At 42.4% G+C, this 13,924-nt stretch carries 14 protein-coding genes; 11 read left to right on the top strand and 3 right to left on the bottom strand.

What is annotated here, in order from left to right; genetic code table 11:
* Positions 1-18 precede the first annotated feature (18 nt).
* Both ACFPU1_RS11245 and ACFPU1_RS11240 read left to right on the top strand, forming a co-directional pair.
* Complete coding sequence (locus ACFPU1_RS11245) at positions 19-1,308, top strand: MFS transporter (protein WP_385941153.1); 1,290 nt, start codon at positions 19-21, stop codon at positions 1,306-1,308.
* A 136-nt stretch (positions 1,309-1,444) separates the two neighbouring features.
* Positions 1,445-3,538, top strand: a complete 2,094-nt coding sequence (locus tag ACFPU1_RS11240; protein ID WP_385941150.1) for a peptidoglycan D,D-transpeptidase FtsI family protein — start codon at positions 1,445-1,447, stop codon at positions 3,536-3,538.
* Positions 3,539-3,703: 165 nt separating this feature from the next.
* Here ACFPU1_RS11240 and ACFPU1_RS11235 read toward each other — a convergent pair whose 3' ends face one another.
* Positions 3,704-4,165, bottom strand: coding sequence for an endolytic transglycosylase MltG (locus tag ACFPU1_RS11235; RefSeq protein WP_385941147.1), 462 nt, complete (start codon positions 4,163-4,165; stop codon positions 3,704-3,706).
* A 19-nt stretch (positions 4,166-4,184) separates the two neighbouring features.
* Complete coding sequence (locus ACFPU1_RS11230; RefSeq protein WP_054635447.1) at positions 4,185-4,514, bottom strand: hypothetical protein; 330 nt, start codon at positions 4,512-4,514, stop codon at positions 4,185-4,187.
* Between the two features lie 173 nt (positions 4,515-4,687).
* Here ACFPU1_RS11230 and rpmG point away from each other — a divergent pair, with 173 nt between their 5' ends.
* From rpmG to ACFPU1_RS11195, 7 genes are all read left to right on the top strand, one after another.
* On the top strand, positions 4,688-4,837 hold the full coding sequence (gene rpmG / locus ACFPU1_RS11225) for a 50S ribosomal protein L33 (protein WP_100398341.1): 150 nt from the start codon (positions 4,688-4,690) through the stop codon (positions 4,835-4,837).
* Between the two features lie 154 nt (positions 4,838-4,991).
* Positions 4,992-5,549 carry a 5-formyltetrahydrofolate cyclo-ligase gene (locus ACFPU1_RS11220; protein WP_385941143.1) on the top strand — a complete coding sequence of 186 codons (558 nt, stop codon included), beginning with the start codon at positions 4,992-4,994 and terminating at the stop codon, positions 5,547-5,549.
* The gene (locus ACFPU1_RS11215; RefSeq protein WP_385941140.1) at positions 5,546-6,331 is read left to right on the top strand and encodes a DUF92 domain-containing protein; all 786 of its coding nucleotides are present in this window, start codon (positions 5,546-5,548) and stop codon (positions 6,329-6,331) included. The genes ACFPU1_RS11220 and ACFPU1_RS11215 overlap by 4 nt, the downstream gene beginning before the upstream one ends.
* A 12-nt stretch (positions 6,332-6,343) precedes the next feature.
* Positions 6,344-7,357 carry a ThiF family adenylyltransferase gene (locus ACFPU1_RS11210; protein WP_054635444.1) on the top strand — a complete coding sequence of 338 codons (1,014 nt, stop codon included), beginning with the start codon at positions 6,344-6,346 and terminating at the stop codon, positions 7,355-7,357.
* 127 nt (positions 7,358-7,484) lie between these two features.
* Complete coding sequence (locus tag ACFPU1_RS11205; protein ID WP_385941137.1) at positions 7,485-8,438, top strand: L-lactate dehydrogenase; 954 nt, start codon at positions 7,485-7,487, stop codon at positions 8,436-8,438.
* A 448-nt stretch (positions 8,439-8,886) separates the two neighbouring features.
* Positions 8,887-9,642, top strand: coding sequence for an HAD family hydrolase (locus tag ACFPU1_RS11200; protein ID WP_054635442.1), 756 nt, complete (start codon positions 8,887-8,889; stop codon positions 9,640-9,642).
* 4 nt (positions 9,643-9,646) lie between these two features.
* Positions 9,647-11,191, top strand: a complete 1,545-nt coding sequence (locus tag ACFPU1_RS11195; RefSeq protein WP_385941134.1) for a rhomboid family intramembrane serine protease — start codon at positions 9,647-9,649, stop codon at positions 11,189-11,191.
* 2 nt (positions 11,192-11,193) lie between these two features.
* Here ACFPU1_RS11195 and ACFPU1_RS11190 read toward each other — a convergent pair whose 3' ends face one another.
* Entirely contained in the window at positions 11,194-12,078 is an 885-nt protein-coding gene (locus tag ACFPU1_RS11190) for a hypothetical protein (RefSeq protein ID WP_385941131.1), read from the bottom strand.
* A gap of 85 nt (positions 12,079-12,163) precedes the next feature.
* Here ACFPU1_RS11190 and ACFPU1_RS11185 point away from each other — a divergent pair, with 85 nt between their 5' ends.
* Positions 12,164-13,210, top strand: coding sequence for a M42 family metallopeptidase (locus ACFPU1_RS11185; RefSeq protein ID WP_385941128.1), 1,047 nt, complete (start codon positions 12,164-12,166; stop codon positions 13,208-13,210).
* A 202-nt stretch (positions 13,211-13,412) separates the two neighbouring features.
* Complete coding sequence (locus ACFPU1_RS11180; protein WP_385941125.1) at positions 13,413-13,919, top strand: hypothetical protein; 507 nt, start codon at positions 13,413-13,415, stop codon at positions 13,917-13,919.
* Positions 13,920-13,924: the final 5 nt, after the last annotated feature.

The raw sequence follows: 13,924 nt of genomic DNA, 5'->3' as shown, positions 1-13,924 counted from the left end.
AAGGTGGTGTAGTGGGCCATGAAGACTTCGGTAAAAAAGAAATTGCTGGGCAATGTGAGTGTTTCCAAGGATCTAACGCTGCTGTTGACTATCGGCGGGTTATATGCCTTGGCGATTGCCCTTTCTAATACTTTTGTTAATGTCTATTTGTGGAAACAGTCTGGTGAATTTAGAGATATTGCATTATATCAATTTGCTTGTGCCCTTATTCAGCCGTTCGCGTTTTATCTTGCCGGATGGTGGACCAAGAGAGTGGATAGAATTGTCGTATTACGTTTTGGGATTGCTATCCTTTCTTTGTTTTATTTTGCCGTTCTTTATATCGGGGAGCAGGCAAGCAGTTACCTTCTGTTATTAGGAGGACTCCTTGGGGTCGGGTTTGGATTTTATTGGATGGCATTTAATGTATTGACCTTCGAAATTACCGAGCCGGACACTAGAGATTTTTTCAACGGTTTTTTCGGGCTATTATCCTCTTTTGCAGGTATGGTGGGACCTTTCAGTGCAGGAGCTCTCATTACGTTGCTGCCTGAATTAACCGGATATCATGTCATCTTTGCTGTTTCACTACTGCTTTTTCTGGCAGCGGTTTTTTTAAGTCTGAGGCTCAGTCGGAGAATAGCCAAAGGAGCAATCAGGGTCAAGCAGGTCTGGAAAAGAAGAAAAGAAGATACAAGCTGGAATGGCATACTCTGGGCTCATTATTTTCAGGGGCTGAGAGAAGGGATCTTTGTATTTGTCATTGTTCTGTGGGTATACACTGCTTCAGGCAGTGAGATGGCTCTTGGGACATATGGCCTTATTACCTCCTCTATATCATTTTTTTGCTATTATTTTGTCAGCCGGTTAATAAAAAAGGAATACCGTAAAAAAGGTATCTTTATAGGCGGGTTATTCTTATATGCAGCAATTTTTCTCATTATCCCTGAGCCCAGTTTTACAAGGCTTATTATATACGGGATTATCATTTCTGCAGCTTACCCGCTGTTGTTAGTCCCATATGTATCTTTAACCTATGACGTCATCGGCAGGGCATGGAATGCCGCCAAAATGAGAGTGGAGTATCTTCTAGTTCGTGAATTTTTTGTAAATGGAGGCAGAATTACTTCTATAGCTGTATTTTTAATAGCTGTGTCCTTATGGGAAGCACAACAAGTTATTCCATGGCTGCTGGCTGTCTTTGGGGCTGGTCATTTTGCTATGTATTTTGTCATTAAGGGAGTGCCTCTTACTAATTCTTCACCCTCTGATACATCCCCCCAAAACCCTGTGCTGAAACCAGACAATGAAGGGGAAAATCCTGTGTAATTTCCATTCTTTCTTCACCTATGCTTTAAGGTATGTGATACAATAAATACGTTGCAAGATAATGGGGCGCCCGGAAAACAGGTGTCTCTTTCTATTGCAGTAAGAATGAGAAGGATGGAGAGGGAAATAAAGAGGCATGCCTAAACTGAAGCAAAAGAAAAACCACGTGCCGTATCGTTTAAATGTATTGTTTTTCGGTGTATTTATTTTATTTTCAGCTTTAATTCTTCGTTTGGGCTTTGTCCAAATTGTTGAAGGAGAAAATTATATTAGAGACCTTGAAGGTACAAACAGTGCAAGTGCACGCATAGATGCCCCAAGAGGGCTTATGTATGACCGACATGGAAATGTAGCTGTAAATAACGAGTTAGTTTTGTCTCTTACCTATACAAACAGGCCGGGGGTTTCCAATGAAGAACGAATTGAAGTAGCAGAGCGCCTGAGTGAATTTATTGAAGTAGATACAGACAAGGTTACAGATCGTGATCTTAGAGACTTCTGGCTAATTACAAATGACGAAGAAGCGCAGGAGCTGATTACTCCAGAAGAGCTTTCGGCTTTAGAAGACAATGAACTCTATCAGCTTCAGCTGGAACGAATCCCTGATGGGGAGCTGGAATCTTTTTCACAGGCTGAGATGAAAGTAGCTGCTATTTGGCGTGAAATGACGGGTGGATACCACCATTCGCCTCACCGTGTTAAGCAAGGAATTGAAGTGGAGGAAGCACACCAAATCAGTGAACGCTTGGATGAACTTCCTGGTGTTGACTTGTACCGTGATGCACAGCGTAATTATGTATATGGCGACACATTCCCAAGATTTTTTGGCAGTACTGGCTCAATTCCAAGAGAAGGCATAGATTCTTACTTAGCCAGGGGATATGACCGTTCTGATGAAGTAGGAACCAGCTTTCTTGAAAGTCAGTATGAAGAGGTACTCAGAGGACAAAAAGGTGTCTTGGAAGCAGGCTCTGGCAACCTTGCTAACGCAACAGTGGAAAACCCGGGGAAACGGGGGAATGACCTAGTCTTAACACTGGATATGGAACTGCAGCAAGAAGTAGAAAATATTATAAAAGAAGAAGTGGAAAGCTCACAGGGAACTTTTATAAATGATCCTGAGGCTTATGTAGTGATGATGGAACCACAGACAGGAGATATTTTATCCATTGCTGGATACGGAGACCATTTAGGAGCGGTTTCCCGTTCATTTGAAGCCGGGTCAACTGTTAAAGCAGCAACAGTGGCGGTTGGACTTGAAACCGAAGTGATACAGCCCGGAAGTATTATCCATGACAGGCCGATCAGTCTTCCTCAGACCCCTACAATGAGGTCTGTAAGGAATATGGGAAGTATAAACGAATTAACGGCTCTGGAACGATCATCAAACATTTACATGGCTGAAATTGCAATGAGAATGGCAGGCTATGATTATGGTCGTGAATGCTGCTGGGAAGATGTAGAGGGAGCTTATCAAACCTTTAGAAATTACTTTAATCAATTTGGTCTTGGTATAGAGACAGGCATTGATCTTCCTTCAGAATCAACCGGTATTGTAGGAAGCGGGAATATGCCAGGTAATCTTCTCTATTTAAGTTTTGGACAGTTTGATACCTATACGCCGCTGCAGCTGGCTCAATATATCTCGACGATTGCAAATGATGGGTACCGTATGCAGCCCAGACTGGTCAAAGAAATACGCCAGCCAAGCGAGGACAATGATTCACTAGGCCCTATTTCCAGCCAGTTAGAGCCAAAAGTTCTAAACCGAGTGGACATACAGCCTGAATATCTGGACAGAGTACAGGAAGGCTTATGGAGAGTGATGAACGGCTCACAGGGAACGGCAAGATCCCACTTCATCTCTGCTAATTATGTAGCGGCTGGAAAGACAGGTACGGCCCAAATTAGTGTCAGGAGCGACCGGACAGGAAATGTAGTTCAAGGAAACAATCAGGCATTAGTAGGATATGCCCCTTATGAAAACCCGGAGGTAGCCTTTGCTGTTATTGTTCCATATGTGCAAAGGGATACTTCTGGGGGACGCACCGGGCTGGCCAATACGATCGCCCGTAAATCCCTGGATGCATATTTTGAATTAAAGGAAGAACGTCCTCATCAGCTACCTGAAGAGACTAATGAGGAAACCCTGGAAGATCCTGAAGACCTTGAAGAATTTGAAGAGCTTGAAGAGCTTGAAGAGCTAGTAGAAACTGCTACTGAGAACTAGAAGAGCAAGAACAGGGGCGAGGAAGAACGTTCCCCTTAAAAAGACGGAGTTTCTATCTCAATCGTTTCCTCTTTCCTTTCAGTGACGATAAAAAGGTCGCAAACCTCACCATGGGGTTTGCGACCTTTTTAATTACCGTATCCGCTTATTTGTTTGGAGGCACAATCAGGTAATCACCTCTATAATTTCATCTGCACTCATGGAACTCTTTAGTTCATAACTTCCTGTTTTAATGGAATGAGTAACCTCTTTATCGGCCATTTTGGCTTGGAATGAGTCGGCATCTTGAATTATATGCAGAGCTTCAAGAGTTTGAGCTACTTCCTTACTGTTCATGCCTTTTTCTATTTGTAAGATTGTTATGTAAATCTGCTCTTCTTCAAGAGAGTCAGAAGAAGATTCATTCTGCGCTATCAGATTTTCTTCGTATTCGGTTTTTTCCCAAACAAGGTAGCCGTTGGATTCCAGACTTTCTACCATTTCCAAAGTGCTTGGCTGGTAGGCAGAACCTTCAGCATGGTCACCTTGAGAGGAGGGGATGATGTCTGTGTAAAAATATAGTACAGCCAGGAAAGCCGAAACGGTAAACCAGCCAGCAGCAAAATTTCTCATACCAGGCTTCGTCACTTATGTCACCTCGTTACCTTCACAATAATCTTTGAACTTCTTCTTCGGTAAGTCTCATCTTTTGAGCAATATCCTGAACGTCAAGTCCCTCATTTACAAATTGGCTGGCTTCCTCTTTAAGCTTCGCAGTCCCAGTGCTTCCTTTTGAGAACACAGGATTTGCGCTGCTGCTTAAAAGCTCTTCCTCGAGTACCTTAACTTTCTTTTTCAGTTTATAAAGTTCTGTTAAATGAGTTATGGACAGGTCCTCAATTTGTTTTTCTGTTTCTTTGATTGTATCTTTTCCACAGAAAGACAGGATGAACAACCCAAGTCCTATGGACAGTAAAATAATAATCATCCATTCCATGCAAGCTTCATCTCCCAATAAATATAAAGTGATAATGCTAATATTATACACGCAAAATAGCGGGAAAAGGAAAAACTTCGCAAGAAGTTTTCATTATATCAACTTGATTGTCACCCATCAATTTGCTATTATTGAAAAGTATGATTAATGATTGTTGGTAGGGAGGGAAAAACATGCGCGTACAAGTGACTTTAGCCTGCACAGAATCAGGAGACCGCAACTATATTACTTCAAAAAACAAGCGTACAAACCCTGAGCGTATTGAATTGAAAAAATACAGTCCACGTTTGAAGAAACATACTCTTCACCGTGAAACAAAGTAAGCAGCAGGAAATTTATTCCTCTGCTTCTTTTTTCTTTGTCCTCTTTTAGCTAGGATGGGACTGGGGCAGTAGTAACCTTGTAATCATACTCATTAAAAGAGGGTAAGGAATTTTAAGAATGTGGTTGAATTGGAGGTAGAGGCAGGGGATAACGATGACAAAAACAGACATTCGCAAAGCAGTCCGGAAGTATTTTGCCCAGCTGGCTGCTGAAGAGTATACCAAAAAGTGTTCAAGAGTACATAACCAGTTATATCGCACCGAGCAATGGAGACAGGCACGGATGATCGCACTTACGTTGTCAACCAAAAATGAAATCGACACACGAGCCGTTATAAAAAAGGCATGGAGTGAAGGGAAGCAAGTTGCTGTACCCAAGGTTAACCCCTTGACTCATTCCATGACATTTTACAAACTGACAAGTTTCAATCAGCTGAAAGAACAGTATGCCGGGATTCAGGAACCTGATGCTTCCCAGGCAGCTCCTGTCTTGCCTGAAGACATCCAACTTATGATCGTGCCGGGTTTGGCTTTCGATTGGGGACGATATAGAATCGGATTCGGAGGCGGCTACTATGACAGATTTTTAGCAGCTCATCTAGTACCAACATGTGCACTTGCCCTTGACTTTCAACTATTTGAGAAATTACCCAGGGAAGAACACGATAAGCCGGTAGATATATTGTTAACGGAGGAGAAAGTATTTAGATGATTTTTGTAATGATTGCAGGAGTCCTTCTCTTCAGTATCCTTGCCTATCGATTAAAAGCATTAACCAGAGGGGGAGCGGCTGCGGCTTTATGCATTGGCATCCTGATAGCGTTAGGGTTTGAATTGGCTGGCTTGTTCATACTTGGCCTTTTCTTTGTTACCTCAACCATGTGGAGTAAATGGAAGAGAAATGGTGAGGATGAAATCAATGAAAAAGGGGGCCAGCGGGATGGGGGACAAGTGCTGGCCAATGGGGGCACAGCCGCCTTTTTTGCCTTACTGTATTTATTTGTGCCAAGTACACTGTGGGTGTATGGCTTTGCCGGCGCCCTGGCTGCCGCTGCCTCTGACACGTGGGCTTCTGAAATTGGGGGAAAAGCAAAAGGAAAACCAATTCATATCAAGACACGTAAGAAGGTTCCTAAAGGCACATCCGGGGCCGTGTCCCCTCAAGGCACGCTGGCTTCTCTTCTAGGTTCTGCTATGATTGGAATAACCACTGCTTTTTTGTTTCCAGGTGAAGGTCCGTACTGGATGATGGTCGTTATTATTGCCACGGCAGGTTTTTTTGGTAATATAATAGACACGTTAGCTGGAGCATTGATTCAAGTTGAATATAAATGTGCAGCTTGCGGGCTGCGGACGGAAAGAACTCATCATTGTAATGGCCGGACAGTCCAGGTAAAGGGGTGGCGGTCCATGAACAATGAAACAGTTAATTTTTTATGTACCATATTTGGAGCTGTCAGCAGTGCAGCCTTATTTTATTTATTTACAGGATAGGAAGGTGAGAGAATGAATTCTCGCTATTCAAGACAGATTCTTTTTCCTCAGATCGGTGAGAAGGGACAAGCCCTCCTTTCAACCAAGAAAGTGTTAATTGTTGGAGTAGGGGCTTTAGGCACGGTTTCTGCCAACCATCTTGCCAGAGCTGGAGCTGGGTATATCAGGATTGCTGACAGAGATTATGTAGAGGCGAGCAATCTTCAAAGGCAAATGCTGTTTGATGAACAAGATGCAAAAGAGGCGAAGCCAAAAGCAGTTGCTGCCAAAGAGAAATTAACAGCCATTAATTCAGATATTACTGTGGATGCAAGAGTGACAGATGTTAACTCATCATCCATTGAAGACCTTGTTGAAGGAATGGACCTCGTCATTGATGGGACGGATAATTTTCAAACGAGGTTCTTATTAAACGATGCAAGCTTTAAGCATGAGATCCCTTTTATCTATGGAGGGGCGGTTAGTTCAAGAGGTATGTCTGCTCCTTTTCTCCCAGGTCGTACTCCTTGTTTAAGATGTCTTTTGGGTGATGGCCAGAGCTCCCCGGGAGAAACATGTGATACGGTGGGAGTTATTTCTCCTGTCGTAGACATGGTAGCTTCCTTCCAGGCAGCTGAAGCTATTAAGATACTAACTGAGAAATTTTCAGATGTGAGGACGTCCCTTGTCCAATTTGACTTATGGAATTTTAGGTTCCATGAGATGGGCTTTCCTAAGCCAAAAGGAAATTGTCTTACGTGTCAGAAGAAAGAATACCCTGATCTATATGTGTCTGAAGGGGACAGTATTACGACCCTTTGTGGACGGGAAACCGTTCAGATCCAGGCAAATACCACTTTTGATCTTGCAGAATGGGCTGATAAGTTACGGACTGCAGGACAAGTTAAAAAAACTCCCTTTCTTATTAGAGTGGAGCTTGATGAAGGGGAAAGACTGGTTATCTTTCAGGATGGACGTGTCCTTGTTCAAGGAACAGAGGATGTTTCAAGAGCAAAGACATTATTTTCTCGTTATATAGGATTGTAAAAAGTGAACGATATAAAGAGTTCACTTTTTTGTGAACAATCATTGCTCATTATTTCACAAACTTAAAATAAGAGGTAAAATAGAAAATAACAACGAAGTACAAACCAAGGATAAAGGGGGAAGCAAAATGAAATATCAAAAAACCACGAGAGTCGTTCTTATTGGCACTGGCTTTGTAGGTTCAAGTTATGCATACGCCTGCTTGAACCAAGGAGTTGTTGACGAAATGGTGTTAATAGACAGGGATACAAAAAAAGCTGAAGGGGATGCAATGGATTTAAATCATGGAATCCCATACGGGTCTCCAATGAAAATATGGGCAGGCAGCTACAAAGACTGCAAGGACGCTGATCTGGTTGTCATTACTGCCGGGGCAAATCAGGGACCTGGGGAAACGCGGCTTGATTTAATTGAAAAGAATACTCAAATATTTAAAGAAATTGTAGAAGAAGTGATGGCAAATGGTTTTGACGGTATCTTTCTGATTGCAACCAACCCAGTGGATGTCTTATCCTACGCGACCTGGAAGTTTTCCGGGCTCCCTCCTGAAAGAGTAATTGGGTCAGGGACGATCCTGGATACGGCGAGGTTTCGTTATCTTTTAGGAGAGTATTTTAATGTAGATGCACGAAATGTTCATGCGTACATTATGGGAGAACATGGAGATACGGAGCTTCCGTTATGGAGTCATGCGGACATAGGAGGACAGCCGATTTTACAATTGGTGAATGATGAAAAGCATCATGCCAAAATGGAGGATTTAGATGAATTATTTTTAAAAGTGCGAGATGCAGCTTATCACATTATAGAAAGAAAAGGAGCTACTTACTACGGGATCGCCCTCGGCCTTGTTCGGTTAACAAAAGCAATATTGCGTAACGAGAATTCAATTTTAACCGTATCTGCACTTCTTGAAGGCCAGTACGAGGAAGAGAATGTATACATTGGGGTCCCTGCGATTGTTAATGGGAACGGAATCAGGGAAGTCGTTGAGCTTTCTTTAAATGAACAGGAAAAAAAGCAATTTTCCTATTCAGCAAACACTTTAAAAGAAGCTGCAGCATCTATAATAAAAGAGTAATGAAGGCTTTTTTACAAATAAGGTATAAGCGTATCAAGGAGAACACAATATAAGGAAAACCAATAGAAAGGGGCTTTTTGGATGGTTCGTTCCTTGTTTTGGTCCTTATTATGTGTAATTCTCTTATGGATGGTGTACCGGGTTCGCTGGCGAATTGTTAATGTCCTGTTTTCCCAAAGGTGGCTTAGAGTTATGCTTATTACGTTTGCATTACAGCTTCCTTATGTTAGAGAGAAGTTTTTTCAGCGCTCGCTTTCTTTGCCAGTCACATAATCGATTATATAAATATCCCGGGACTCAAACTGGGATATTTTATTTTGATTTTGACTAATTAAACAACCAAAAAGCAAAAGGGCTGTTACCTCATTTCCTGGATAGGGTATAGAAGAAGAAATATTCGAATTCAAAAAGGCTCGTTGGTATAATAGAGGGATAGTGGAGGGAGACCATGCATTGGAATATCATTTGTTTTGACTTAGATAATACACTTTTCAGTCATGAGCAGGCTTTTGAAAAAGCCATTAGTTTTTGCTTTGATGAAAAATTTGAAGAACTTAAAAGTGAAAGTTCTTCTGTCCCTTACATAAAAACGGATCAATGGTTCTATTTTTTTAAGAAACATAGTGATGAGTTTTGGGAGGATTTAGAGGAGGAAAGGTTGACGCTCGAGGAGTATCGCAAAAAGCGATACGAAGAAACAATGAGAATTTTCGGCCTTCCCATAAAAGAAAATGATGCCAGCCGTTTTCAAGCACGGTATCAGCAAGTGGTGGGGAACTTCAGTACCCCTTTTGAAGGATTGTATGATTTCCTGAATACTCTGAAAAAGGAAAACGTGAAGCTTGGAATTATCACCAATGGCGGAATAGAAACCCAGCAAAAGAAAGTGGACAACCTTGGTTTGGAAAGCTACATTCCCAAAGAGCATATAATCATTTCAGAAGAGGCCCAAGTGGAAAAACCAGATAAAGCTATTTTCGATCTTGCCTTAAAAAAAATGGGGGAAAAGAATCTTTCCCCTCTTTTTATAGGGGATTCCTGGTCGTTAGACGTAGCTGGCGCCATTGATGCGGGGTGGGATGCAATTTTTTTAAATACCAGAGGAGAGGAGCCCTTGACCTCGCACCATCCAATCTTGGAATGCAAGACCTTAAAGGAAACAGCGGGATTCATTTATGAACGTTTAGGGTTGAAAGAAGGGTGAGCAGATGGAAGTACTTCGACAGAACTACCTTTTTTGGCGTCTCGTGCACTACCTCGTAATAGAAGAAAAAATGAGAGTTATCGAGATCAGCCCTGACCAAAAACAGGTATGGCTGGAAAAAGATCAAGAAGGAAACCCCGCTGTCATCAGGGTCTTCCGGGCTGATATCGATTGGAGTAAATGGCTTAAAGAAGATATCGAAAAAGCAAAAAAATCTTTTCAGAAGGCTAAGCGTTTCGTAGCTGCTAAAAAAGCACCTTTTTATAACGTATATGTCTCTCCATATCCGCCGATAGATAATTGGAATGATGCTGCAAAAAAACAGGCTGATTACCCGGGGATGTCTATGTCAACTTATGTCATTGCTTCTTCAAACACGGCGGAAGAGAGTGACCGAGTGGAGGATTTGTTAAAGGATTTACAAACAAAGAGCCATTGGAAAGACATGGAGTACGTCAGTGAAGATGTGGAATTGGAAACCCAGCACCTTATAAGGGAAGTAAAGAAGACCGCAGAAGAAAGAACTCAAAGAGAGCGGTCCTTGTTTTTATATGGGAAGCCTATTCTGACAACTATCCTGTTGATATGTATCCTCTCAGTGTATTTTATCGTGGAACAGCAGGGAGGCTCCACCAATATCACGACTCTTATTGATTTTGGAGCAAAATATAATCCGGCGATCATTGATGGTGAATGGTGGCGTCTTCTTACCGCCATGTTTCTTCATATTGGTTTTTTGCATTTGTTTATGAATTCACTGGCTCTGTATTTTCTCGGCGGGGCAGTGGAACGGATTTACGGAACGTTCCGCTTTTTTTTCATTTATTTAACTGCAGGTTTATTTGGCTCGGCTGCATCATTTGCCTTTAATGAACAAATATCTGCTGGAGCATCAGGGGCTATATTTGGTTGTTTCGGAGCTCTCCTTTATTTTGGGTTGATCCACAAAAAACTTTTTTTCCGAACGATGGGCACAAGTGTAATTGTCATATTAATTATTAATCTATCGTTTGGCTTCCTGGTTCCTATGGTTGATAATGGGGCTCATATTGGCGGTTTGATTGGTGGTTTTATAGCTTCCGCCTTCCTTCATTTGCCTAAGCACCGCCAACATGTAAGACAGCTGCTTTTTTTAGCAGCTGCTTTAGTGGCAGGAGCCGGGTTATTTGCATACGGGTTTGTTAACGAGGATAAAGGAAGCACCCCTCTTGTGCAGCTGCAGATGGGCCAGGAATTGCTTGAAGAAGGAGAATATGAAGACGCCCGGCCTTTAATAGAAAGTGCCATTGAAGAGGGGGAAGAACGGCCGGAAGCCTTTTTTCTCTTAGCATACGCAGAGGCTAATTTAGAAATGTATGAAGAGGCACGCGGGAACCTGGAGCAGGCTATCGACCTGCGTCCTGAGTTTCACGAAGCCCACTATAATCTGGCTCTTGTATACAGAGAGCTGGGAGAACTGGATGAGGCCCGGGATTCGGTAGAAAGAGCGCTGGAACTTGAGCCGGACGAAGAGCTGTATCAAAACCTTGCAGAGGACCTCGAGGAGTAAGGTTATATCTTAAAAGGCCGCTTCCATTTTACGGGACTCCCATCCTGCATCTTAACCATAAGGTATATACATTGTTCCTCCTGAGACCAGGCTATAAAAGGCATAGAGTGTCCTAAGGGTACGTCCTTTGTTCCAGAAGCACTTTTTTTGTCCAGGAGAACATGATGATAAAGAGTTTCCCAGATTGTTCCTATAAAGGCATCTACCCGGTCTTCAGGCAGAAAGGCCGGGGGTTCCTCGTACCATGACGTAATGGCCGTAATAGGATAAAGATCGATATCTTCTTCCAGGGAAAAGTGTTTTCTAAGACCCTTTTCTACATGGTTGAGCTGTTGATCCATAATATAATCAAGTACCTCTTTTGAATCCTGATCTTCACTGCTTGAAGGATTATTCTTAAAGGAGTGAAGCTCAGTAAAAGGGGAGTCAAGCACGTACAGACTGTCATGGCTCATCGATTGTCTGCTTTTCCACCCTTCCTGATCTTTTAATATTTCTGCGTGGTGAAGAGTAAGGACTTCAAATTTATTGCTGTCTTCCCCTTTTAGCTTTTTCTTAAAGGATAAATCTTTACTATCTTCTTCCCACACGGTCATCACGTCACGGAGATATCCGTTCTCAAAGAAAAGGGAAAGGTCTTGGCGAAGACTCGCTTCTTCATTTAACGAAGAAGAAATAGACCACTCAAGAATGTACTCATCATCATCTTCTATGTGCAAAATATCAAGGCTGGTTTCAGCGGCTTCATAGCTTGCTTTTGGGTCAGGCGGATATATGGAAAAAGTCTCTCTTAATCCAGAGGGTTCTGCGTTAAGCCAGATCAAAAGGAAAACAAGATGGACCCCCGCGATGGCCAGGACCATACGTACGGTCTTTTTTTTGATCACCTTTATCCCACCGTTCGTAAATAGGGTTGTACCCATTGATATGTAGTGTGTCAGTTACATATACCATTTTATGGGGGGAGAAAATATGAAAGGCAATATTCAAACGATTACCGACTATATTGAAACACTTGTTAACATTCCAAGCCCATCAGGCTATACGGAAGAGGTTATAACCAGGGTAGAAGAACTGCTCCTTAACAGAAATGTTATAGTGACAAGAAACCGCAAAGGGGGCCTGCTTGTTACTCTGCCCGGGAAAGACAAGACACGCCACCGCATGCTGACTGCCCATGTGGATACTCTGGGAGCGATGGTTAAAGAAGTGAAAAAAGATGGCAGGCTGAGACTGACGAATATAGGAGGGTTTCGCTGGAATGCTGCAGAAGGAGAATACTGCAGAGTCATCACATCTTCGGATAAAAGGTACACTGGTACCATTTTGCTTCACCAGGCTTCTGTGCATGTCTATAAAAATGCCGGAGATATCAAGCGTGATGAAAAAAATATGGAAGTCCGTCTAGATGAAAAAGTGGATAGTAAAAAAGGGACGGAACAGCTGGGTATTCAGCCAGGAGACTTTGTAGCTTTTGAACCCCGGTTTGAAAAAACGGCTTCCGGTTATATTAAATCCAGGCATCTTGATGATAAAGCAAGTGTTGCACTTCTCATTCATTTGATAAACGTGATAGAGACCGAAGGAATTGTCCTGCCTTATACAACTCACTTTCTTATTTCAAACAATGAAGAGATTGGATACGGCGGAAACTCAAATATCTCACCTGAAACAGAAGAGTATCTTGCTGTAGATATGGGAGCGATCGGAGACGGTCAGACAACTGATGAACATAGTGTTTCTATTTGTGCCAAGGATTCTTCTGGCCCTTATCATTTTAAGCTTAGGAACAAGCTTGTTGAGCTTGCAAAAGAACATGAGCTTTCGTATGCTGTCGACATATATCCTTATTACGGGTCAGACGCCTCTGCTGCCATTCGGGCAGGGTATGATATTGCCCATGGCCTTATTGGGCCTGGAATAGATGCTTCTCATTCCCATGAAAGAACACACACAGATTCTCTCCTCCATACCTTTGGCTTGCTTTATTATTATGTACAGTCAGAATTGGCAACATAGAAACCGCCCTCTTTTCACAGGAGGGCTTTTTTTCTGCTAGTGGGAGAGGGGTGGTCCCTGACCGTCAGGTATAATGGTTCTCTACTTGATATCAATAAATATAGGAAACTCACCGAAGCAAAGCATGTTTCATTAAAGTATGCATATGGTGAGTAAAAAGTGGAGCTTTCGCAAGCTACTTTACCTAAAGGCGGTGGCCCGAATGGTTTGGATAATAGTAGAACCCCTTATACTCGGTGCTGCGATAGGCGGCATGGCCATTTATACGAGAAATTCCTTTCAAAAGCTGGCTCTTCTTTTCTTTCTTTTTTTCGCCTCTGCTGGGTATTTAGGTTTTTTAACAGGCAGGTGGGAATGGACAGAAATACTGGCCGGGCATTGGGTGAGTCATGTGATTCGTCTCCTCTTAATAGGAGCTTTCCTATTTTTCTCGTTTACAGAGTATAGGCCAGGCTGGGGCTTTTTTTCGAAAAAGGCGAAGGGCATGTGGTTTCTTCTTTTTATGTTATTCTTCTATACAGGGGTGCAGACAGCTGCATTTTTTTCGCACTTCCTATGGTATGGATTGATTTTAGTTGTCTTTTTTATAGGGTATGCAGCAGGAGGATACGGTCAGTTTTTTGTGCAGCAGAAGTTTTTTCGTGTTACTTTTCTGCCATTCCTCCCACCGATGCTCCTTCTTTTCTTTGCTGTCATTTTACTGATATAATGAGC

The sequence above is a fragment of the Thalassorhabdus alkalitolerans genome, assembly GCF_042656525.1.
Taxonomy (GTDB): domain Bacteria; phylum Bacillota; class Bacilli; order Bacillales; family Marinococcaceae; genus Thalassorhabdus; species Thalassorhabdus alkalitolerans.
This window is presented reverse-complemented; position numbering and strand designations above follow the sequence as displayed.

Excerpts from the sequence above, each read along its gene's own strand:
- ACFPU1_RS11245 (WP_385941153.1), top strand. The coding sequence starts at position 19 with ATGAAGACTTCGGTAAAAAAGAAATTGCTGGGCAATGTGAGTGTTTCC.
- ACFPU1_RS11240 (WP_385941150.1), top strand. The coding sequence starts at position 1,445 with ATGCCTAAACTGAAGCAAAAGAAAAACCACGTGCCGTATCGTTTAAAT.
- ACFPU1_RS11230 (WP_054635447.1), bottom strand. The coding sequence starts at position 4,514 with ATGGAATGGATGATTATTATTTTACTGTCCATAGGACTTGGGTTGTTC.
- rpmG (WP_100398341.1), top strand. The coding sequence starts at position 4,688 with ATGCGCGTACAAGTGACTTTAGCCTGCACAGAATCAGGAGACCGCAAC.
- ACFPU1_RS11220 (WP_385941143.1), top strand. The coding sequence starts at position 4,992 with ATGACAAAAACAGACATTCGCAAAGCAGTCCGGAAGTATTTTGCCCAG.
- ACFPU1_RS11215 (WP_385941140.1), top strand. The coding sequence starts at position 5,546 with ATGATTTTTGTAATGATTGCAGGAGTCCTTCTCTTCAGTATCCTTGCC.
- ACFPU1_RS11210 (WP_054635444.1), top strand. The coding sequence starts at position 6,344 with ATGAATTCTCGCTATTCAAGACAGATTCTTTTTCCTCAGATCGGTGAG.
- ACFPU1_RS11205 (WP_385941137.1), top strand. The coding sequence starts at position 7,485 with ATGAAATATCAAAAAACCACGAGAGTCGTTCTTATTGGCACTGGCTTT.
- ACFPU1_RS11200 (WP_054635442.1), top strand. The coding sequence starts at position 8,887 with ATGCATTGGAATATCATTTGTTTTGACTTAGATAATACACTTTTCAGT.
- ACFPU1_RS11195 (WP_385941134.1), top strand. The coding sequence starts at position 9,647 with ATGGAAGTACTTCGACAGAACTACCTTTTTTGGCGTCTCGTGCACTAC.
- ACFPU1_RS11185 (WP_385941128.1), top strand. The coding sequence starts at position 12,164 with ATGAAAGGCAATATTCAAACGATTACCGACTATATTGAAACACTTGTT.
- ACFPU1_RS11180 (WP_385941125.1), top strand. The coding sequence starts at position 13,413 with ATGGTTTGGATAATAGTAGAACCCCTTATACTCGGTGCTGCGATAGGC.